The organism is Meiothermus sp. (assembly GCF_026004115.1).
Classification (GTDB): Bacteria; Deinococcota; Deinococci; order Deinococcales; family Thermaceae; genus Meiothermus.
Genome location: NZ_BPIM01000001.1, coordinates 1,373,750 through 1,392,800, shown reverse-complemented (window position 1 = coordinate 1,392,800; position 19,051 = coordinate 1,373,750). Strand labels below are relative to the sequence as shown.

Annotated in this window: 22 protein-coding genes, 1 tRNA gene, 1 pseudogene, 1 CRISPR repeat array and 1 riboswitch; of the genes and pseudogenes, 7 read left to right on the top strand and 17 right to left on the bottom strand. The window is 62.2% G+C overall.

From position 1 onward, the window contains the following. The first annotated feature begins 137 nt into the window (after nt 1-137). From Q0X23_RS06630 to Q0X23_RS06620, 3 genes are all read left to right on the top strand, one after another. Entirely contained in the window at nt 138-575 is a 438-nt protein-coding gene (locus tag Q0X23_RS06630; protein WP_297859575.1) for a hypothetical protein, read from the top strand. A 507-nt stretch (nt 576-1,082) separates the two neighbouring features. Continuing rightward, a complete protein-coding gene (locus Q0X23_RS06625) occupies nt 1,083-1,625 on the top strand; it encodes an FAD-dependent oxidoreductase (protein WP_297859574.1) in 543 nt (180 codons plus the stop codon). Continuing rightward, nucleotides 1,626-2,390 carry an NAD(P)/FAD-dependent oxidoreductase gene (locus tag Q0X23_RS06620; protein ID WP_308446097.1) on the top strand — a complete coding sequence of 255 codons (765 nt, stop codon included), beginning with the start codon at nt 1,626-1,628 and terminating at the stop codon, nt 2,388-2,390. Between the two features lie 130 nt (nt 2,391-2,520). Here Q0X23_RS06620 and Q0X23_RS06615 read toward each other — a convergent pair whose 3' ends face one another. From Q0X23_RS06615 to Q0X23_RS06555, 13 genes are all read right to left on the bottom strand, one after another. Further along, on the bottom strand, nt 2,521-3,351 hold the full coding sequence (locus tag Q0X23_RS06615; protein WP_297859573.1) for a hypothetical protein: 831 nt from the start codon (nt 3,349-3,351) through the stop codon (nt 2,521-2,523). A gap of 44 nt (nt 3,352-3,395) precedes the next feature. Beyond that, complete coding sequence (locus Q0X23_RS06610) at nt 3,396-3,692, bottom strand: hypothetical protein (RefSeq protein ID WP_297859572.1); 297 nt, start codon at nt 3,690-3,692, stop codon at nt 3,396-3,398. A 19-nt stretch (nt 3,693-3,711) separates the two neighbouring features. Further along, entirely contained in the window at nt 3,712-4,470 is a 759-nt protein-coding gene (locus Q0X23_RS06605) for a hypothetical protein (protein ID WP_297859571.1), read from the bottom strand. A 75-nt stretch (nt 4,471-4,545) separates the two neighbouring features. Then, nucleotides 4,546-5,247: an adenosylcobinamide-GDP ribazoletransferase gene (locus tag Q0X23_RS06600; RefSeq protein WP_297859570.1), complete on the bottom strand. Its 702-nt coding sequence runs from the start codon at nt 5,245-5,247 to the stop codon at nt 4,546-4,548. A gap of 1 nt (nt 5,248) precedes the next feature. Continuing rightward, nucleotides 5,249-5,482 carry a DUF5522 domain-containing protein gene (locus tag Q0X23_RS06595; RefSeq protein WP_297859569.1) on the bottom strand — a complete coding sequence of 78 codons (234 nt, stop codon included), beginning with the start codon at nt 5,480-5,482 and terminating at the stop codon, nt 5,249-5,251. Nucleotides 5,483-5,664: 182 nt separating this feature from the next. Beyond that, nucleotides 5,665-6,720 (bottom strand): nicotinate-nucleotide--dimethylbenzimidazole phosphoribosyltransferase, encoded by a 1,056-nt coding sequence (cobT, locus tag Q0X23_RS06590; protein WP_297859568.1) that lies wholly within the window; start codon nt 6,718-6,720, stop codon nt 5,665-5,667. A gap of 15 nt (nt 6,721-6,735) precedes the next feature. Then, a complete protein-coding gene (gene cobU / locus Q0X23_RS06585; protein WP_297859567.1) occupies nt 6,736-7,248 on the bottom strand; it encodes a bifunctional adenosylcobinamide kinase/adenosylcobinamide-phosphate guanylyltransferase in 513 nt (170 codons plus the stop codon). Further along, nucleotides 7,238-7,786 carry a histidine phosphatase family protein gene (locus Q0X23_RS06580; RefSeq protein ID WP_297859566.1) on the bottom strand — a complete coding sequence of 183 codons (549 nt, stop codon included), beginning with the start codon at nt 7,784-7,786 and terminating at the stop codon, nt 7,238-7,240. Before Q0X23_RS06580 ends, cobU begins: the two co-directional genes overlap by 11 nt. Further along, a complete protein-coding gene (locus Q0X23_RS06575) occupies nt 7,783-8,115 on the bottom strand; it encodes a hypothetical protein (RefSeq protein WP_297859565.1) in 333 nt (110 codons plus the stop codon). The genes Q0X23_RS06580 and Q0X23_RS06575 overlap by 4 nt, the downstream gene beginning before the upstream one ends. Next, nucleotides 8,116-8,931 (bottom strand): ABC transporter ATP-binding protein, encoded by an 816-nt coding sequence (locus Q0X23_RS06570; protein WP_297859564.1) that lies wholly within the window; start codon nt 8,929-8,931, stop codon nt 8,116-8,118. Continuing rightward, nucleotides 8,928-9,998 carry an iron ABC transporter permease gene (locus Q0X23_RS06565; RefSeq protein WP_297859563.1) on the bottom strand — a complete coding sequence of 357 codons (1,071 nt, stop codon included), beginning with the start codon at nt 9,996-9,998 and terminating at the stop codon, nt 8,928-8,930. Before Q0X23_RS06565 ends, Q0X23_RS06570 begins: the two co-directional genes overlap by 4 nt. 14 nt (nt 9,999-10,012) lie before the next feature. Then, nucleotides 10,013-10,888, bottom strand: coding sequence for an ABC transporter substrate-binding protein (locus Q0X23_RS06560; protein WP_297859562.1), 876 nt, complete (start codon nt 10,886-10,888; stop codon nt 10,013-10,015). 158 nt (nt 10,889-11,046) lie between these two features. Beyond that, nucleotides 11,047-11,206: riboswitch (cobalamin riboswitch) on the bottom strand. Between the two features lie 60 nt (nt 11,207-11,266). Next, a complete protein-coding gene (locus Q0X23_RS06555) occupies nt 11,267-12,493 on the bottom strand; it encodes a TIGR02710 family CRISPR-associated CARF protein (protein WP_297859561.1) in 1,227 nt (408 codons plus the stop codon). Between the two features lie 91 nt (nt 12,494-12,584). Beyond that, a CRISPR array of direct repeats spans nt 12,585-13,209; the repeat unit is 34 nt; unit sequence GTTGCAATCCCCTTTCGGGGCTAAGGTTTTGCGA. A 286-nt stretch (nt 13,210-13,495) separates the two neighbouring features. On the opposite strand from Q0X23_RS06555, the gene Q0X23_RS06550 reads away from it, so the two are divergent. After that, entirely contained in the window at nt 13,496-13,657 is a 162-nt protein-coding gene (locus Q0X23_RS06550; protein ID WP_297859560.1) for a hypothetical protein, read from the top strand. A gap of 207 nt (nt 13,658-13,864) precedes the next feature. Beyond that, nucleotides 13,865-13,951: transfer RNA gene (locus tag Q0X23_RS06545), tRNA-Leu, on the top strand. A gap of 8 nt (nt 13,952-13,959) precedes the next feature. On the opposite strand, the gene Q0X23_RS06540 is transcribed toward Q0X23_RS06545, so the two are convergent. The 3 genes from Q0X23_RS06540 to Q0X23_RS06530 all read right to left on the bottom strand — a co-directional run bounded on the left by Q0X23_RS06540 (nt 13,960) and on the right by Q0X23_RS06530 (nt 16,630). Continuing rightward, nucleotides 13,960-14,502 carry a DUF4256 domain-containing protein gene (locus Q0X23_RS06540; RefSeq protein ID WP_297859559.1) on the bottom strand — a complete coding sequence of 181 codons (543 nt, stop codon included), beginning with the start codon at nt 14,500-14,502 and terminating at the stop codon, nt 13,960-13,962. Nucleotides 14,503-14,780: 278 nt separating this feature from the next. After that, on the bottom strand, nt 14,781-15,491 hold the full coding sequence (locus Q0X23_RS06535) for an ABC transporter ATP-binding protein (protein ID WP_297859558.1): 711 nt from the start codon (nt 15,489-15,491) through the stop codon (nt 14,781-14,783). Continuing rightward, the gene (locus Q0X23_RS06530) at nt 15,491-16,630 is read right to left on the bottom strand and encodes an ABC transporter permease (protein WP_297859557.1); all 1,140 of its coding nucleotides are present in this window, start codon (nt 16,628-16,630) and stop codon (nt 15,491-15,493) included. Before Q0X23_RS06530 ends, Q0X23_RS06535 begins: the two co-directional genes overlap by 1 nt. Before the next feature lie 133 nt (nt 16,631-16,763). On the opposite strand from Q0X23_RS06530, the pseudogene Q0X23_RS16155 reads away from it, so the two are divergent. Further along, nucleotides 16,764-17,238, top strand: a pseudogene (locus tag Q0X23_RS16155) (DinB family protein). Then, a complete protein-coding gene (locus tag Q0X23_RS06515; RefSeq protein ID WP_297859555.1) occupies nt 17,235-17,513 on the top strand; it encodes a YkgJ family cysteine cluster protein in 279 nt (92 codons plus the stop codon). Before Q0X23_RS16155 ends, Q0X23_RS06515 begins: the two are co-directional and overlap by 4 nt. Here the strand turns inward: Q0X23_RS06515 and Q0X23_RS06510 are convergent, their stop codons facing one another. Then, complete coding sequence (locus tag Q0X23_RS06510) at nt 17,514-18,626, bottom strand: IMP dehydrogenase (RefSeq protein WP_297859554.1); 1,113 nt, start codon at nt 18,624-18,626, stop codon at nt 17,514-17,516. Nucleotides 18,627-19,051 lie beyond the last annotated feature (425 nt).

Here is a 19,051-nt window from a genome sequence, read left to right as displayed (position 1 = left end):
CCAGGGTCGGTGCGTGAACCCTCACAAACCTCAGCCAGGGGTGTTTCAGACGCCTGGGGTTGCAAAAATGCTCGTAGCAAGGCGAGATGGCTGGGTGTTATGCCCCCACCTAGCCTCCCCCGTTGGGGGAGGAAGGCGTGGATTTACTTTATGCACCAGCCCTGGGGGTGTACCCCAAGCTCGAGATGTCCCTGGAAAACCTTTCTTCCCAGCAAGACCGCTTTGCTGCTCTAACCGCCCAGCTCTCCCAGCACCTGGGGTGCACGGCCCTGGGGGTGGTGAACCTCGAGGACGGTGCGCTCCTGATTTGGGCTTATTATCAGGGGCAGTTGGTTTTCATGTATGACGCCAACCCCATGTACCTGGGCTGCCGGGTGTGCTCATACAGCAGCGAGACCGTCGGGGCCGAAATACACGGTTTGGATGAGCTTTGCCGCTTGCGGGGCGTACCTCAGCACACCCAGGCCGTGCGCTCGTGGCTGGTACGCCGAAAGGGCCTGGGCTTCTTGTACGAGCAAGAACGGCTCGAGAAGATATTCGGACTGCTGGGCCTGCCCCTGCCCAAAAGGCTTTAATGCATATAAACGGCAATCCACCGGCGCTTTTGTGCATGCCCTGTCAGCCTGCAAGCGCTCTTGTCTGGACTGAGCGCCCCATAACTATTCGTCCTGGACGGTTCGCTTGCCTCCCGTATAGAACACCGGCCCGATTGCATAAATATTTATTTGGGACATAAAGCGATATGCCGTTCTGGATTCACTTATTCCTTCACTGCCCTATCGCTAAAAATACGGTTTCTGGCACCAATTGTGGGTAATCCTTCATCGAGCTTACCCGGCCCGCGCTAGACTGTATGTACCCCTACGGGGGTAATCGGGTTCAAAGGGAGGTGGTTGACAGGTCGGCAGTAACGTTAATCGAACCTTGTTGGGAGATTACACCGCTACGTAAGCAACACGACGAACTGCCACCACACGGTATGCCACCGTGCGATGGAGCGACTAAGTCGGCAGGGTGATGCCCGAGCATCCAGAACAATTCTCGGGAGAAAGGTTACCAGAAGTGTAAAAAGGTAGATTTGCATGAAAACGCTCGTCATAGGCGCCGGAGCCGCCGGTCTGGCCGCGGCCCAAGACCTACAGAAAGCGAACCATCAGGTTACCGTACTAGAAGCCCAACACCGCGTCGGAGGACGCATCCGCACCGATAGAAGCTTTGCCGCTGTACCCATCGAACTTGGCGCGGAGTTCATCCATAGCAGCCAGGTTCCCACCTATCCCCTCCCCGCACAATTCGGCCTGCGTACCCACTATTTCAACCAGCAGGAGGACACCCTGGTGCGCCTGCCGGACGGAAGCCTGCGCACCATTGCCCAGGTAGGCTGCCAGGAGCGAGGCTACAACAATATTCGGATGGTGGACTGGCCCGCGGCTTCAGGCGAGGAGTCGCTGGCTGAATACTTGCAGCGCAATCAGCTATCGGGCCAGAAAATCCCCTACAAGCTACAAGAATATATCTCCGACTTCGACAACCCCAGGCGATTGAGCGCCCAGGCGGCGCTCGAGTTCCTGTACGACAAATCAGCCGAGGAGGGCGATTTTCGCATCCTGGACGGCTACGATTGACTGGCGATAAAGCTAGCCACCGGGCTTGATATACGGCTCGGGGCCGTGGTGGAGACGCTCGAGTGGGGCCCCTTCGGCGTGAAGGCCCGCACCACCGACGGGCGGGTCTTCCGGGCCGACCAGGCCGTTGTTACCTTGCCTTTGGGCATTTTGAAAGCCGGACGGGTGCGTTTTATCCCCGAGCTGCCCGAGGAGAAGCAGGTGGCCATTGCCCAACTGGGCATTGCCGATGCGGTCAAGCTCTTCTTCCACTTCGAAGAGCGTATCTTTCCCGAGGGCATCGTGGAGCTTTACGTGCCCGGGGCCAACCCCGACGAGTGGTGGAGCAGCACCGCCGGTCATGGGGTAGGGGTGGAGATCCTGACCGCCCTGGCCACCGGCGATAAGGCCCGCGAGCTGCTGGCTCTGCCGGAGGAAGCCGCCCTCAAAAACGCCCTGCAAACCTTGCGCCAGGCCCTGGGCCGCCCCGACCTGACCCCCAGCAAGGCCCGGCTGGCCCACTGGCAGGACGAACCCCACATCCTGGGGGCCTACAGCAAGGCCAGCGTGGGGGCCTCCCAGGCCCGCCGCATCCTGGCCCAGCCGGTGGGCAACCGGCTCTTCTTTGCCGGAGAGCACACCGCCTCCAACGCCTGGGCCGCCACCGTACACGGGGCTTATGCCAGCGGACGGCGGGCCGCCCGCGAAGTCTTGCAAGCCCGCGCGCTCACCTATTCGATCCCCCGTTCCGAAACCTTGCGACCCGCCCTGCCCTTGGGGGCGTGACGGGGTATTAGCCAGAGACACCGCAGACTGCCCAGTACGGCGAAAAACCGCCGTGCTGGGCATTTACTGTGGACTGGGGTGTCGCCGTGTTGAAAGGAGGAACGCGGCAACAACGTTCGCCACCACTTGCTCATGGAAGCACCTCGAGCCCAACCGCCAGCCTGAAGCCCCGAGCGCTAACGGTAAGGCCAGCAGCCTCGAGCTTGCGCGTCAGCCGGTAGCGTTGACCGCTCTTGGCGTGTACAGCCACCTCGCCAAACAGCCAGATGGCCTCGCGGGTGAGACCCTCCACCAGACCGGACAGGCTCACGAGCCGCCCCCCCTGCGCACTGCCAGACAGTTGCTGGGCCTGCGCCAGGCTCAGGTAAGGCAGGCTCGAACGGGGCGCCGGGTACTGAGCAGCCGCAAGGCTCGGCGCGCGGCCCTCCAGCCGGGCCAGGCTCACGTAAACCTCACCCACCAGGCCCACCCCTTCGACCCGGACGGGAAAAACGTAGTAGCCCGAGTAGGCCACCTCGAGGGCACGGGCTTTTTCCAGGGCAATGAGTTCCACCATGGCTTCGAATTCCTGGGGGTTCTCCGCACGCAAGCGAGCCAGATCAGGCGTAGCCTGGGCAATCTGTAGAGCCTCTGAGCGGTTGAGCGCGGCGAGCTGCATCACCTCATCGGGGGTAGGGCGCACCAGACTTTCCACCCTAAGCGGCGTCTCGAGGCGAACCCTAGCCGCATCCAACCGTCCATCAGGAGCAGTGATACCGCTCAGAATCTCCGGCGGTAAGGTCTGCCGCCAGTACTCGGGCGAGGTCTCCCGTACAGCTTGCATAACGGCCTGGACAGCCTCGCCGGGACTCACCTCGAGGCGCGACATCCCACGCAGTTCTTCAAGCTGGGCCTGGTACGTGCGCCCCGGTTGAGGAACCGGGACAGGCGCCACGCAACCGGACAGTACAAATAAACCCATGACAAGCCAAACTGTCGCTTTGCAGTTGTGTAGCATAATACTTCCTAGCCTGCAAAAATTACGATGAGCGAGGAAATCAGAACCAGCAGGCCGCTAATGAGCAGAGATACATCTACGAACGGCTGCAAATCCGGATCGGGATGTTTCGCCTTACCGATGGTAGTAAACGATAAAACCAGCAGCCCCACCGCCATGACAAGATACAAAAAATCAGTGAGAACCGGCGATTTGCGGAGAATTACCAGGTTGGTGAAAACATTGATGAGGAAGAAACTTGCAGCCAGCCTGAATAGATACTTGCTTACCTCGTTGAGTACCTTAGGATTTCTTACAGCAAACACGGCAGCCTCCTGACAATTACTATCCATTCCTAGCATAGCAGTTACGTAAATCGCCTAAAGCAACCCCTAGGTAAATGGATGCCGATGCAAGAACCCCTATAGCAATCCAACATTGAGGAGTCCAAAAAAGTGCTCCCCAACCGCACGCTGGCCCTACAGCTGCTTGTGCAGCAGCATATGCGGCACTAGCAGCTGCCACAAGTGCTTCTTCCCGACCACAGGGCCTCTGCTGTTGACTTACTTCATCAAGGTTCACTTTTTTCGACCCTACTGGCCTGAAAAGTTCATCAAGAGATTGTGCCTGATTATTTATGCTTCCGATTTCGTACATCTTGACTGAGGTCGAGGAAAAGGCACTCAATTCCGAAGTAATCCGCACCATTGCGACCACGTTGCGGTCAAAATCTACGGTGCGCAGAATCATTTCTTCGTTATTGATAATATCTCCGCTCGTAACAGTTATGTTGATGTTATTTTCACTATAGTTTACAACAACCAGTTGAACGCGGTCTTGAGCAAGCAAAAGCGGGATGTAGACCAAAGTTCCGTGCGAGGAATCTTTGGATAATCTTGAATCCGACCAGTCAAGGTATTTTCCTTCCTGTGCCGCCAGACGCGCTACGAGTTGGAATTCCGGATTGGCCTCTATTTGCGCCCGGATTTCGGGGGATACAGCGGTTGGGTTTGGCTTTGTTTCCACTACCCTGGGCGTGCTCGAGCACCCCGCCAATACCAGCAACGCCACCATCAGCCAAGCCAGCGCTTTTCGGTTATGCATAATGCACCTCCTGAAATGATTTTTCCAGCTTAAGTCTATCCCCCCCCCCCCCCCAATGTGTATCTCAAACTACATTTACGCCTTTATTAATACCCCGACCAAAAGCCCCGCCACCTCCCCCAGCTCTACCAAGGCTCCGTACACATCGCCGGAAAGCCCACCCCCCAGCCTTCTTGCGGCCCAAAAAGCCAGTAGCAGCATCAACGTTATGGCTAACAGCGCCACCCAGGGGAAGAAATAGATAGCCGGCAAGACAAACAGCAAGGCCGGCAAGATTCTCCCCTCGCGGCTCCGGGCCCCCAGCCCCTCTGGGCGGGCGGCGGGGAACAGGTTCATGGGCAAAAGCAGAGCGAAGCGCGTTAGCGCGGGCAGGGCCAAAAGCAGCCACGGCTCAGGCGCAGCCGATAGCAATTGCCACTTGAGGAGCAGCACCACAAACCCCACCCCAAAGGCAAAGCTGCCCATATGCACATCGCCCAGAATCCGCAGGCGCTCGGCGGGGGGCTTCATGGCCAGGAGTGCATCGGCAGAGTCCAGCAGGCCGTCCAGATGCAGCATACCCGTAGAGGCCAGCCAGACCGCCAGCAAAAGCGCACCTTGCAAACCGTCGGGGAGGCCCGCCGTGAGCCAGGCCACCAGGGCCAGCACCCCCCCGATTAGGTAGCCGGCCACCGGGTAAAAGGCCGAAGCCGCCTTCATCTCCCCGCCTTTGACCTCGCCCAAATGGGGAATGGGAAAGACGGTCAGAAATCCAACGGCTAACCAGAAAGGGCGCACACTATGGTTTTACCAGAAGCGGCCCAAAACGGGCCACGAAGGCCTCGCGGCTCTGGATGGGATGGCCCTCGAGCCTGAGTTGCACGGTCTGGGCCTGAATCTCTTTGGGGTATGGGCAGTGCCGGCACTTAGAGCCACAGCAGTAGCCGCGCTTGAGATGATACGCCTCGGTGAAGACGTACAGGCCGTTCTCGAGGTAATAATCCACGTTTTCCTTGAGCTGCATTTTGGGCATTTTCGCTTCCCTGGATTGATTCTACAGATTTTTTTGCACTGAATATCCATCCAGCCTATGTTTGTTCGCCCGCCGAAGCGCTGAACCCTCGAGGGTCTTTGGCCCAAAGAATATCCAGAGATTGTTTTCCGCCTTGAGCTTCAGACTCTCTACGGATGTCTATCTCGCCCAGGACGAGATTTCTACGGCTTTCCAGTCTGCGACACCCCCGCCTGGGAAAATGTAGCCATACCTGCCATCACTGCCGCCGCCGCCCGCAAAAGCGGAAAGCTGAGCACCGCCCCGGTGCCCTCGCCTAAGCGCAAATCGAGCTCCAGGATGGGCCTGAGCCCCAGGGCTTCTAGCTGCCGGGTGTGCCCCGGCTCCACCGAGCGATGCCCAGCAAACAGATACCCCTGCACCCGGGGCTCGATGCGGCAGGCCAGCAAAGCTCCGGCGGTCACCGGGAAGCCGTCGGTCACCAGGGGCAAGCCCGCCTCGGCTCCGGCCAAAAACACCCCGGCAATGGCCGCGATTTCCAGGCCCCCCAGCTCCGCCAGCACCGCCAATGGGTCAGCTTTAGACAGCTCGCCCAGCCTGGCCTGGGCTCGCGCTAAAGCGGCCCGGACGACCTCGAGCTTGTGCCCGTACCGCGCATCGTCTACCCCGGTGCCGCGCCCCGTGACCGCTTCCGCGCTCAAGCCCAGCAAGGCCGCCGTGAGGGCCGCTGCGGCGGTGGTGTTGCCGATGCCCATGTCGCCCGCTGCGAGGATGTTTGCCCCCTTTGCAACGGCGGCCCTGGCGGCTTCGGCGCCCACCTGGATAGCCTCCAGGGCCTCGGCCTGGCGCATGGCGGGCTCCCTTTGAATATTGCCGCTTCCCTGGCGAACCCGGTGGCCTGGGCCTCCTGGGCTCAGGGGCTGAGGGGCCTTCACCCCCACATCCACCACCCAGACCTCGGCTTCGGCGGCTCGGGCAATCTGATTAATCGCCGCTCCACCGGCCTGAAAGTTGAGCACCATCTGCGCCGTGACCTCTGGCGGGTAGGCCGAGACCCCCTCGGCGGCCACGCCGTGGTCGGCGGCGCAGACCACCACCGCGCCCTTGCCCAGGCGGGGGTGCAGGGTTTGCTGGATGGCCGCCAGCCGACAGCCCAGCACCTCCAAATAGCCCAGGGAGCCAGGTGGCTTGGTCAGGGTGTGGTGGTACTCGAGGGCCCTTTGCAGCCAGTCTTGCGAGACAGGTTGGATGTTAAACATGGTCTTCCGCTTTGTTTACAACGACTTAAGCTTCAGGGGAATCCCCGCAACCAGCAGGTACACCACATCGGCCTCCTCGGCTATGCGACGGTTGGCCGCGCCCAGCAGGTCGCGGTAGCGCCGGGCCAGGGCATTGTCGGGCACGATGCCCATGCCCACCTCGTTGCTGACCACCAGCAGGGTTTTGCCGGTCTCGGCCCAGAGCGCCAGAAGGTTCTCCAGCTCCGGCAAGACCTCGCGCCCGGCCAGCATCAGGTTGGAAACCCACAAGGTCAGGCAGTCCAGCAGCACCACCCGGCCCAAGGCGCGTGCGAGGGCCTGGGGCACCTCGAGGGGCTCTTCCAGGGTCTCCCAGCCCGGGGGGCGCTCGGCCTGGTGGCGTGCAATGCGCTGGCGCATCTCTTCGTCGAGGGCCTGGGCGGTGGCGATAAAACTGACCGGCTCACCCAGGGCCTGGGCCCACTCCTGGGCAAAAGCACTCTTGCCCGCACGGGCGCCCCCCGTCACCAGGATGAGCCTAGCTTGCATCGGCCCCCTCCCCGCGCACAAACAGCACCCGCTTGTGGGCCCAGTCCAGCCCCAGCACCGCACAGGGCGGCAGGAAACGATCCTGGTCAAACTCGCGCAGCACCATCCGCAGCACCCCCCCGTGGGTGAAGACCAGATGGCGGCCTGGGGGTAGGCGGTCAAAGAAGCCGTACACCCGCTCCCGCAGGGTTGCGGTGGCCTCTCCGCCGGGGGCCTGGAAGCCCTCGAAGGCCAGCAGGGCCTTCTGCTGGGCTTCGGGCAGCTCGGCCCAGCGCAGGCCCTCGAGGTCGCCAAAGTGCAGCTCGCGCAGCTCAGGCAGCCGGGCCTGGGGCTCGCCATAGGCCAGCCGTGCGGTGTGCACCGCACGCTGTAGATCCGAGGCCAGCACCCCATCGAAGCCCTCCTGCCCAAGCCACCCAGCCAAAGCCCGGGCCTGCTGCTCCCCCAGAGGGGTAAGGGGCACATCGGTCCAGCCGGTCAGCCGGCCCTCCACATTCCAGGTCGTCTGCCCGTGGCGCACCAGCCAGAGTTCGCTCATGGTTCCACCCAAGCATAGAAGGGGGTTTCGACAAACGCCGGAGGGCCGCCCAAATACAGCCGAAGCCCCGGCAGGTGCAGGCTGGGACCCTCTTGCTCGAAGTCCAGCGGGTCGTCCGGCAGGGTGTAGAGCAGGGTCTCGCCTGGCGGAATGCCCTTTCGCATCAGGGCCGAAACCCCCACCCCCCGCAAGCGCACACAGCGGGCGTGCGGCTCGCGCAGCACTGCAATATAGCGGGCCAGCCGGGGGCCATCCTGGGTGATAAGGCGGCGCACTTCGCCCAGGTCTAATAGCAAGAGCGTGGGGGTCACTTTGAGGCTGGCCTGCATCTACCCTCCCAGAAGCACCACCGGCTCACCGTCCACCGCGTGCACCCGCACCCAGCCGCCATACACCGACTGCAAAAGGGGCTCCTGGAGCACCTCGAGCGGTGTGCCCAAAGCCATCAGCCGACCCTCCTGCATAAAGGCCACCCGATCCGCAAGGCGGGCCAGGTTGGGGTCGTGCAGCACCGTCAGGATGCCGATGTCCTGGGCCCGCAGATTCGCCAGCAAACAGATAAACTCGGCCTGGTGGTGCAGGTCGAGGTGGTTGGTGGGCTCGTCTAGAAGCAGAAACCGCGGACGCGCCGCCAGCGCCCGGGCCAGCAGCGCCCGCTGGCGCTCCCCGCCGGAAAGGGTGGGCAGCAGGCGGTGGCGAAACTCGGTTACCTGGGTTTGCGCCATGGCCCAGTCGGCGGCCTCGGCATCGGCCTTCCCGGCCCGGCCCAGCAACCCCAGGTGGGGGGTGCGCCCCAGCAACACCACCTCCTCTACGGTGAGGTCTTCGGGGTAGCCCCCGTTTTGGGGCAGAAAGGCAATCTGCTGGCCCCGCGCCCAGCTCGACAGCCGCTCCAGGCGCTCCCCTCCCAGCCGCACCTCGCCCGCAGTTGGCCTGAGCAGCCCTGCCATCAGCCGCAGCAGGGTGCTCTTCCCCACCCCGTTGGGGCCCAAAAGGGCCAGCCACTCGCCGGGGCGAAGCTCGAGGCTCACCTCCCGCAACACCGCCCGGTTGCGGTAGGAAAAAGACAGGCCACGGGCCCAGAGCCCTGGATGAAGGGCCCCGTCCACCGGGCCTGGGCTGGGTAGTTGCACTTCGCCGGTCATGCCTTGCGCCTCCCCTGCCACAGCAGGTACAAAAAGAAGGGCCCCCCCAACAGCGTGGTCAGGATGCCCACCGGCAGTTCGGCGGGGGCGATCAGGGTACGGGCCAGCAGGTCGGCCAGCGCCAGCAAAACCGCCCCCCCCAGGGCCGAGGCCGGCAGCAGGTAGCGGTAGTCGCCGCCCCCCAACCGGCGCAGGATGTGCGGGGCCACCAGCCCCACAAAGCCGATGATGCCCGCCTGGGCCACCGCCGCCGCCGTGAGCAAGGTGACGGCCCCGATGATACAGAGCTTAAGCCAGCCCAGCGGCAGACCCAGGCTGCGGGCGGTTTCTTCGCCCAGCGAGAGGGCGTTGAGGGTGCGCCCCAGCAGCAAAAAGATGGGGAGCGTGCCAAACAGATACAGCGCCAACGACCCCACCCCGCTCCAGCCCACGAAGGCCAGGTTGCCCAGGGTGTAGGCAAACACCGCCCGCACCCGGTCGGCGTCCTGCAACATCAGGTAGCTGGTCAGGCTAACCAGCACGCTCCCCACCACCACCCCGGCCAGAATCAGGTCGCTGGTGCGGCTGGCACCCCCCGATAAGAGGAGCGTCAGGGCCACCGCCCCTACCGCGCCCAGAAAGCCAAAAAGCGTAGCGGAAGCCGGCAAGAAAGCAAACACCTCGTGCTGGGCAAAGGCCCCCGAAAGCCCGCCCAAAGCGCTCACCGCCAGCGTGACCCCAAAGGCCGCTCCCGCCGCCGATCCCATCAGGTAGGGGTCGGCCAGGGGGTTGCGGAACAGGCCCTGGAAAGCCGCCCCCGAGAGGCCCAACGCCGCCCCCACCAGCATGGCCGCCAGCACGCGGGGCAGGCGCAGTTCGGTGATGATGGGGTTTTCGTGCAGGCCCAGCAAAGCCCGCACCACCTCTTTGGGTGCAGTGGCCACCGCCCCTTGCCCCACCCCCAGCACCAAACTCAGCGCCAATAGCACCAACAAGCCCCCAAACACCAGCAGCCTGCGAGCACGCCAGTGCCCGCCTCCTCCTTGGGCCAAGGAAGCCTGTGGGGCAGCATAGGAGCTTTTTTGCATGGCCGTGTGCAAACCTACCGTAGGTCAGGATGGAAACACCCCACCAGCAGTTGCAAGCCCTGGGCCACCCGGGGGCCGGGGCGCGAGAGCAGGTTGTCCTGCTCGCCGGTGTAGGCACAGATCCGCTTGTTGCGGATGGCCGCCAGGTTGCTCCAGCCCGCCCGCCTGGGCAGGTCGGCAGCCCCCGGATGGGTCAGCACGATGATGGCGGGGTTCTTTTGCACCACCAGCTCGGGGCTGATCTGGGGGAAGGGCCCCAGCTCCCTGGGCACAATGTTCTGCCCCCGGGCCTTGGCGATAAGTACCCCGATAAAGGAGTCGGGGCCCACCGTGTAGGGGGTGGGGTCTATCTCGTAGTAGACGGTGGGCCGTGTGGTGGCCTTGGCGGCCTTGCTCTCGACTGCATATACCTCTTGCTGGATGCGGGCCACCAGCCGCTCGGCCTGCGACTCCAGGCCCAGCACCCGGCCCAAAAGCCGCGTGGTGCGGAAGATGTCGTCGTAGGTTTCGGCCCGGACGGCAAAGCTGGCCACCCCGGCTTTCTCCAGCGACTCATGCAGCTTGCCGTAAATCGAAACAATCACCAGGTCGGGCTTGAGGGCCACCATGGCCTCGAGGTTCGGGTTGAAATACCCCCCCACCTTGGGCAGCCGCTTGACCGCCTCGGGAAAGTCGGAAAAGTCGTCCACGCCCACCAGCCGCCCACAAGCGTTCATGGCGCAAAGGGTCTCGGTAACCGAGGGCAGCAGGGTTACGATGCGCTGGGGTGCGGCCTTGAGGGTGACGCTGCGGCCGAGGTCGTCGGTGAGGGTGCGGGGGTACTGGGCCAAGCCCAAAGCCGAAAGCTGAAGACCCAAAACCAAAAACAACCATAAAAACCATCTCTTCACATTGCGTCCTTTCCCAACCCGGCTTCGCGTGAGGGGCGTTTTTTCGGTGGCGGGCTATGCGCCACAGGGCGAAAAAAAACGCCCTCGGGAGTGAGGACGCTACCAAAAACTAGTAATTCCCCGAAACTCCCCCTTCTTGCGAGAGGTGCCCTCCGTATCGGGTGGGAGGGCGTTTTGGCAGGTATTCGGACTTCGGGCGGTGGTGGCTGGGCCACCCCAGTGCGCCGTTACCGCTGCGCGACAGTGCCGGATTTTCACCGGACTTCCCCACTTTAAGCCTGGGCTACGCGCCCAAGCACCAAAACTTGGCCGGGTTGTGTGAGCCCTAGCGGGCCCCAGGTACACCCTACACCCAAGACCGGGCCCCTTCAAGCCCTGTTACCAGTTGGGCCAGGCCGGGGCGGCCTCGAGGCCAAAACCACGCAGATAATCCCGCAGGTCGGTGTAGTGGGCCTCGCTCACCGGCTGATGGCCGTGGGCCAGGATGCTCTGGTTGCGCGCTGTCAGGAGATTGCCGAGCTGGCCTTTGTCGGTGTAATCGGCATAGAGCCGCTGGGCCAGGGTGTTGGTCGCTCCCAGGGCCCCATCGAAAGCCGACGCAACACTGAGCGCTTCGCGCAGCCCCGACGCTTCTTGGTAGCGTTTGGCAAGGGAAAGATGCTTTTCGTAGGCCTCGGTGAAGGTCTTCTCGTCATCCAGCAGCACCCCGGTGCGCTCGAGGATATCGGCCTCTACGGCCATCTCGATGGCCCGGTACAGCCGGGCCAGGGCATCGTCAAAGCGCCCCCGGGCCGCCCGCCGCTCGGCGTTGGCCAGCAAGTCCGCCAGCAGGGCCAGGGTGGGCTTGCCTTCCTTGTCCAGAATTTGGCGCAGGCGGGCTTTGGCCTCCTTCAAAGCCTGCAACACCCGCACCTTGGCCCCATGCCCCCAGGCCTCGGCAACGGTCAGGGCGGGCTCGAGGTGTTCCTCCAGGTTCTGCCAGGCTGTCTTGTGGTGGAAGAGATCCCAGTCCTGCATAGCCTCGCTCACACCTTTGAGGTGCTGGTAAAAGCGCTGCTCGGAGGGGGTGAGGGGCCGGGCCAGCAGCTCGCTCAAAAACTCCTGCGCAGCGCGGTAGTCGCACTGGTTCCAGGCCCGCCGGAAGCCCTCCCACTCGCGCAGGCCGTAGCGCTGGGTGGGGTCTTCCAGGAAGCGCATCTGCTCGGAGCCGCTCACCACCCGCCCCCTGTCGTCGCGCTTGGCGCCGCCCACGTAGCTGAAGGTGACCCCCTGCCCGCTTAGCGCCAGCACCACACCCGCCGCCATGGTCTTGGTGCCGCCGGTAATGTCGGCAACGATCACCTGGGCTTCCCAGTCCAGTGCTTTGCGCAGGGCCTCCCGTGCCTTGCGGAAAATTTCGCCCATGTCCTCGGGGTCGTCCAGAAGCAGGGTATGAAAGCGCAGTGCATCGCCATAGCGCCGCACCAGCTCCCCCGCGACCGGCTGGCTCCCCTGGCTGGCCACAAAAACTACCCCCTCCGGGGTGTGTTCGGTGAGGGAGAACTCCAGGGGCTCGAGGGTCTGCCCCACAGTCAGGATGAGCACTTTGCGGGTTTGGGCTTCCATGTCACAGGTATATCAAAAAAACAGCCCCAAGGGTCAAAAAACAAACCCTACCCTTCGGGCCTGGCCAACAGTGGATAAGCTGCCTGGACAGGTTGCAATCCCCTTTCGGGGCTAAGGTTTTGCGATTCGGTGGCGGTGGTGGGGTTGGTACACATCACTTTAAGCGGTTGCAATCCCCTTTCGGGGCTAAGGTTTTGCGATGGAGTAAACATGGCACCCAAACTCAAAAACATTTTCGGGGTTGCAATCCCCTTTCGGGGCTAAGGTTTTGCGATATCCGCGTATTAGTAAAGCCGGCAATCCGTATTTGATGGTTGCAATCCCCTTTCGGGGCTAAGGTTTTGCGATTAGAGGTTTGGCTAGTTACACCAAGCAGCGCTGTATAGTTGCAATCCCCTTTCGGGGCTAAGGTTTTGCGACTCTTCCCCAGCTATCGTCGAAGCGCGAGAGCAAAAGAACCTGTTGCAATCCCCTTTCGGGGCTAAGGTTTTGCGACCCCCGCGCTGCAGCCGAGGCCGCCCTCACCTCTTCAGATGTTGCAATCCCCTTTCGGGGCTAAGGTTTTGCGACCTGGTAGCGTCGGCGCAGGGCGAGCATCTGCCCGCCCGTTGCAATCCCCTTTCGGGGCTAAGGTTTTGCGACACGCGGTCGGGCACGCTCGCCCGGCCGCTGCTACATTCGAGTTGCAATCCCCTTTCGGGGCTAAGGTTTTGCGACAGCATACCCCGTTAAATGCCGTCCTGTACAGGGGGCTGGAGGGGGGTATTTATGAGAAAATCGAGTTATCCACAGGGGGGCTGTGGATAACTGGGTAGAAAATGGCAGTTTTTGCGATGGGTGCTTACAAATCCGCACTTTTGGATTTTTTATAGCGCGGGTTTGCCTTTTTTATCGCACGTTTTGGTTTTCAAGAAGCGCTGTCGAGAAGCTTGACAAAGGCATTATAGCATTTTGCGCAAAACATAATGGGTCATTTTTGGAAGTTGCTTACACTGTGTGGGGATGGGCGCTTTTGTGGGCTTTGGGCCACAAGGGGGTGCGGTTGCGGCGGGGTTTTTGGGGGCTAAAGGGGGGGTAACGCCTTTGGTAACGGGGGCTGGCCGGGTGGGGGCGAGGGGTTTTGTCGGGGCTGCACCGGTGCACTGGGACAGGGTCGGTGCGTAAACCCCTGCAAACCTTAGCTTAGTGCGCTCTAGATAGCCAGTGTTGCAAAATAATGCTCGTAGACAGGCGACCAGGCCGGGTATTAGGCCCCCACCTAGCCTCCCCCGTTGGGGGAGGAAGGAGAGGTTTTACTTTATGCACCAGCCCTGTGCACTGGGAAGGTCTCCTTGACAAGCGCCCCAAGCCCCACTAACCTAATGTTTGCCTGCCGGGATGGTGGAACTGGTAGACACACTATCTTGAGGGGGTAGCGGGCGCAAGCCTGTGCGGGTTCAAGTCCCGCTCCCGGCACCAGCAAACAGTTACACACGCAAACAGCCGCGAAAGCCCCTCGCGGCGTAGTACGACTCGGCCCCGTTGTGGTACACGAACACGCAGTTATAGCGGCGGTCGCCAAAGAGGGCCCCGCCAAGTTTTCGGATGGGTTTGGGGGTTTGTAGCCAGCTCGAGGTCTTGGTATCGAAGGGGCCCAGTTGTTGCAGGGCCCGGTACTGCTCTTCGGTCAGCAGCTCGAGGCCCATAGCGGCAGCCATCTCCAATGCCGAGCCCGCCGGTTTGTTTGCCTTGCGGGCCTCGAGGGCCGCTCGGTCGTAGCAGAGGCTGCGGCGGCCTTTAGGGCTTTCGGGCGAGCAGTCGAAAAACAAAAGCGCACCGCTCGTTGCGTCGTAGCCCACCACATCCGGCTCCCCGCCGGTGTTTTCCATTTGCAGCAGCGAGGCCAGCTTGTGTGGCTGGGCCAGGAGCCGGGCCTCGATATCGGCCCACTTGAGCCCGGGGTGGCGGTGCGGGTGTTGCTCGAAACGGCTTTTGAGCACACGGAGGAGTTCTTCGGATTGCTGTTTCATGGCGGACCTCTCGGAGGTGGGGCTAGTGCACCGGTAACTTATTGTGTGGCATGTTTTAAAGCACGTTGATTACCCATAATTGCGATGAACGGCTCATTGGGAGGCACTAAATACAGCGTCGTAGAGATGGCTATACCTGGGTACCTGGGGATTTGCCCTTCTATGGCAACCCCACCAACCCCACCCTTGCCCTCCCCTGCCAGGAGAGGGCAGGCAGTGTATGGGGGTCTATACGACGCTGCACTAAAGTGCATACTGCGTTCTAGGTTACCAGACCACTAGACCTGTTCTGCGGTGTGGGCCAGCACGGCTGCTGCGGTGAACTCTTCCACCCGCAAGAGCCTGCCATCCTTGAGGTGCAGGATGCGCTCGGCCTTGCGGGCGAGCTCGAGGTCGTGCGTGACCAGAATTACCGTGCGGCCCTCCTGCGCCTGCTGCAAAAGCAACTCCACCACCCGGGCCCCCGAAACCGAGTCGAGGTTGCCGGTAGGCTCGTCGGCAAACAGGATGGGTGGGTTCAGGGCCAGGGCGCGGGCAATGGCTACGCGCTGCTGCTCCCCGCCCGATAGCTTGCTGGGCAGATGGCTGCCCCGCGGGCCCAATCCCACGGCTTCCAGCAGATGGGCGGCCCGGTCGGTGCGCGCCTTGAAGCCGTAGCCCGCCAGCATCATGGGGAAGGCCACGTTTTCCAGGGCAGTCAGGGTGGGAATCAGGTTCCACTGCTGAAACACGAAGCCCATGTGCTTGAGGCGCACTTCCGAGCGGCCATCCTCGGAGAGGGTCGAAAGCGGGGTGGTATCGAGCCGCACCTCACCTTCGCTGGGCACGTCGAAGCCGGCCAGCAGATTCAGGAGGGTGGTCTTGCCCGAACCCGAAGGCCCCACAATGGCGGTCAGGCCGGCGGGGAAGCGATAGGTGAAATGATCCACCGCCACCACGTCAATCTCACCCTGGTGGTAGCGCTTGTGCAGGTTAATGGCCTCGAGCATCAAACCCTCCCCAACGCCTCGACCACCTTCAGTCGGCTGGCGGTGCGGGCCGGCAAAAACCCGGCCAGCAGGCCCAGCACCACCGCCACCAGCAGGGCAAAGGAGGCCAGGCGGAAGGTCACGGCCGAGAGGGCAATACCCACCTCACGGCCAGTGTACCAGTTGACCAGCCCCGAGGCCGCCTGCCCCAACACCAGGCCCAGCAACCCTCCCACCACACCCAGCAGCAAGGCTTCCAGCAGCACCAGGCCAAAGATGAAACCCCGCTTGGCCCCCAAAGCCCGCATCAGGCCAAACTCGCGGATGCGCTCGTAGACCGACATCATCACCGTGTTGGCCACCAACAGACCGCCCACCACCAGCGCCACCAGGCTGATGCCAAAGCGCACCAGGTCGGAAATCCGCACCGCCCGCTCGGCGAAGCGCATCACATCACCCGCGGTTTGTGCTTCCACGCCGGAGATTTTTTCCTTAAGCCCGCGGGCCACCTCTTCCGCCCGACGACCCGGGTCTATGGAGACCAGAATCGAGGTGTAGTTTTCGGTATTGAGCACGGCCTGCACCGACTCTATGGGAACAAAGATGAAGCTATCGGTAATGCCACCGGTCTTCTGTAGCACCCCCACCACCTTGAGCGAAACCTGTGGACTGAGCCGCAAGGTCTTCCCCAGCGAAAGGTTGTTGCGCTGGGCAATGCCCCCACCCACCACCGCACCGGACACTCCGGGGGTGGGGCTGCCGGACTCGAGCTCGGCGTTTGGATAGAGGTCTTTGGGCCCGAACCCCTGGGGCAGGCCCTGAAAGATGAAGCTGCTCGAGGGATCAAAGCCCCCCCGGGCAAAAGTGGCCGTGGGAATCACCTGGGTGATGCCCAGTTCCGCCGCCACAGATTGAATCTGCCGTAAGGTGTCGGGGCGCAGCTCGGGGTAGCCGGGGCTGATGGCCTCCACGCCTTCGGGAAGCACCAGAATGGCCGGCCCCACATTGGACAACTCCGCCCCCAGGGCCTTGCGCAGCCCCTCTCCAAACGACAAAAAAAGCACCATCGAGGCCGTCGAGACCACAATTCCCAGCAAAGTCAAAATGCTACGAATGGGCCGCGCCCGTAGGTTGCGATAGACCAGTGCCAGAACTTCCACGCCCATCAGAATAACCGCAAACGCTGAAAAAAGTGGGGTATGTGCCCGGGTGTGGGGTATTCGAAGAGAGGGACGGGGGCGAAACCTGGAATAATATCCGGTTGGACATTCCCATTTGACCTAAGCTAGAGGCATGAAAAGCACCCTGTTGACCCGTTTTGAGCTATCCCTGGCCGGACTACCGCAAATTGTGGGCAAAGCGACCCCCGAGCAACTGCGCCAGCGCAGTCTGCCCGAGAAGTGGTCGGCCCTCGAGAACTTGGCCCACCTGGCCCACTTCACCCTGGTCACCCAGGATCGCATGGCCCGCATCCTGCAGGAAGAGGGCCCCCCTGATCGAGCGGCTCAAACCCGACACCGAACCGGCCTTTTTGTTGCTGCTAGAGCGCTCGCCCCAAGAGGTGCTGGCCGAACTCAAAAAGCTTAGGACCCAGCTCAATCAGCAAGTCGCGGCCCTGAGCGAAGCCCAACTGGAGCGGGTGGGCATCCACAGCGCAGCGGGCCCGATGCCCCTGCGGGAGTGGCTCGAGCTCTTCCTGGTGCACGAGGCCCACCACCTTTACCTGGCTTTCTGGCGCATTCGCGAGGTATTGCAGCAGGCCCGATGAACCCGGTTTATCCTTCTAGCTTCTGGCGCCAGGAGTGCAGCCTGTGTGGGGCCTGCTGTGCCGCTCCCGACATCACCGCCTTGCAAAAGCCCCTGGGCGTGCCCTGCAAACATCTGGACGCCGGGTGTGCGTGCACCATCTACCCATTGCGCCCGCAGGTCTGCCGCAACTACACCCCGGACTGGGTTTGTGGCGAGGTCGCGCCGTTGCCGACGCTGGAGGCAAGAATCCGGCGGTACCTGGGTATTTATGGCCTGGAGCAGACCGACGGCTGATTAGTGCACCCCGGCCTCGGTGATGGCCGCCGCCGAGTTCCTGGCAAAGCGCACGTTGCCCCTGAACTCGGTCAGGTTGGTGGCGTTGACGTAGGTCATGGCGCTTTGCAAGCCCTCGCGCAGGCGGGCAATGGCTTCCTGGGCGGTGTGGTGGAAGGCCCGCAGGGTCTGCGAGGAGCCCTCGATGAAGTTGCGCTTTTCGGTGACCAGCGAGGAGGCCATGCCGTAGAGCAAGACGCCCTCGAGGTGCCCATCTTTTTTGATCAAAACCTCGTCCTCGAAGCTGCCGGAGGCAAAGAACTTACCCATCATCACCCCGTCGCTGTAGGCCAGGGCCTTCACGAAGTCGCCCGAGCTGTTCACCCCACCATCGGCGATTATCTGAACGTCGGCATAGCCCACCACCGACTGGAACCGACGTATTTCTTCCAGCAACGAAAGCTGCCCCACCCCCACGCCGGTGTTGATGCGGGTGGTACAGACCGAACCTGGCCCCACCCCCACCTTGAGGATGAAGTGCCGGAAGCCCGAGAGCTTCATCAGCCAGTAGGCGTAGGCAAAGCCCTCGATGGAGCCCACGTTGCCCAGGATGATACCGCTGTCGAGGCCCAACCCGCGTATCTTGTGCAGCACCGGCAGCACCGCCGCATTGGCCCCGTGGGCAATGTCAATCGAAGCGAAAATCAGGTTGGGTTCCGCGAAGAGCTCGGCCAGGAATTCTTCTTTCTCGTTAATACCGAGCGCCGCCCCCACCAGGGCGGGAGCACTGGCCCGTACATCTGCAAGGCGTTCGTCGTCGGATAGCCCTACTCTGGGCAAAACGTGTACCCCCCCCTTGCCCTCGTCCCACACGTCGCGGGCGAAGCGGCTGCGCATCATGCTCATGGAGGCCCCAAAGGCGGGGAAGAGCTCCAGGGTGCCCTTGGTGGTATGGAACAACTGCCGGGTGTTGACCTGGGTGCGCGAGACCGGCTGGGTCAGGAAGGTGGGGATGATGGTTTTGTCGGCGAAGGTGTAATAAGTTTCGAAGCGTTCGTAGGGATACCGGGCCAGATCGGCCTGGGTTTTTTCCAGGGCGGCCTGGGCGATATCGTCGAAAATGCCGTAGTTCACGAAAGGGTATTCTACCAAAGCGCCGGGCATCCAACGAGGACATCCTGCCCTTGCAGGGCTGGTGCATAAAGTAAAGCCACGCCTTCCTCCCCCAACGGGGGAGGCTAGGTGGGGGCATAACACCCAGCCATCTCGCCTTGCTACGAGCATTTTTGCAACCCCAGGCGTCTGAAGCGCCCCTGGCTGAGGTTTGCTAGGGTTCACGCACCGACCCCGGCCTTACAAAAGGCACAAGCAATCTGCATAATTGCCGGTGGGCCGCTGCTCGAGCCACCTGCTGGATGCATCCCTTCGCTATGAAGGGGTCGGCGGGGGTTTGCCTGGCGGGGTATCATTTTTATGCTGAATGGGTTTGATACCGGATTCAAAAGGACAGTTTACAAAACTAAAAACACCAGAGGCTGTCTTTTTGAATCCTAGAGCAC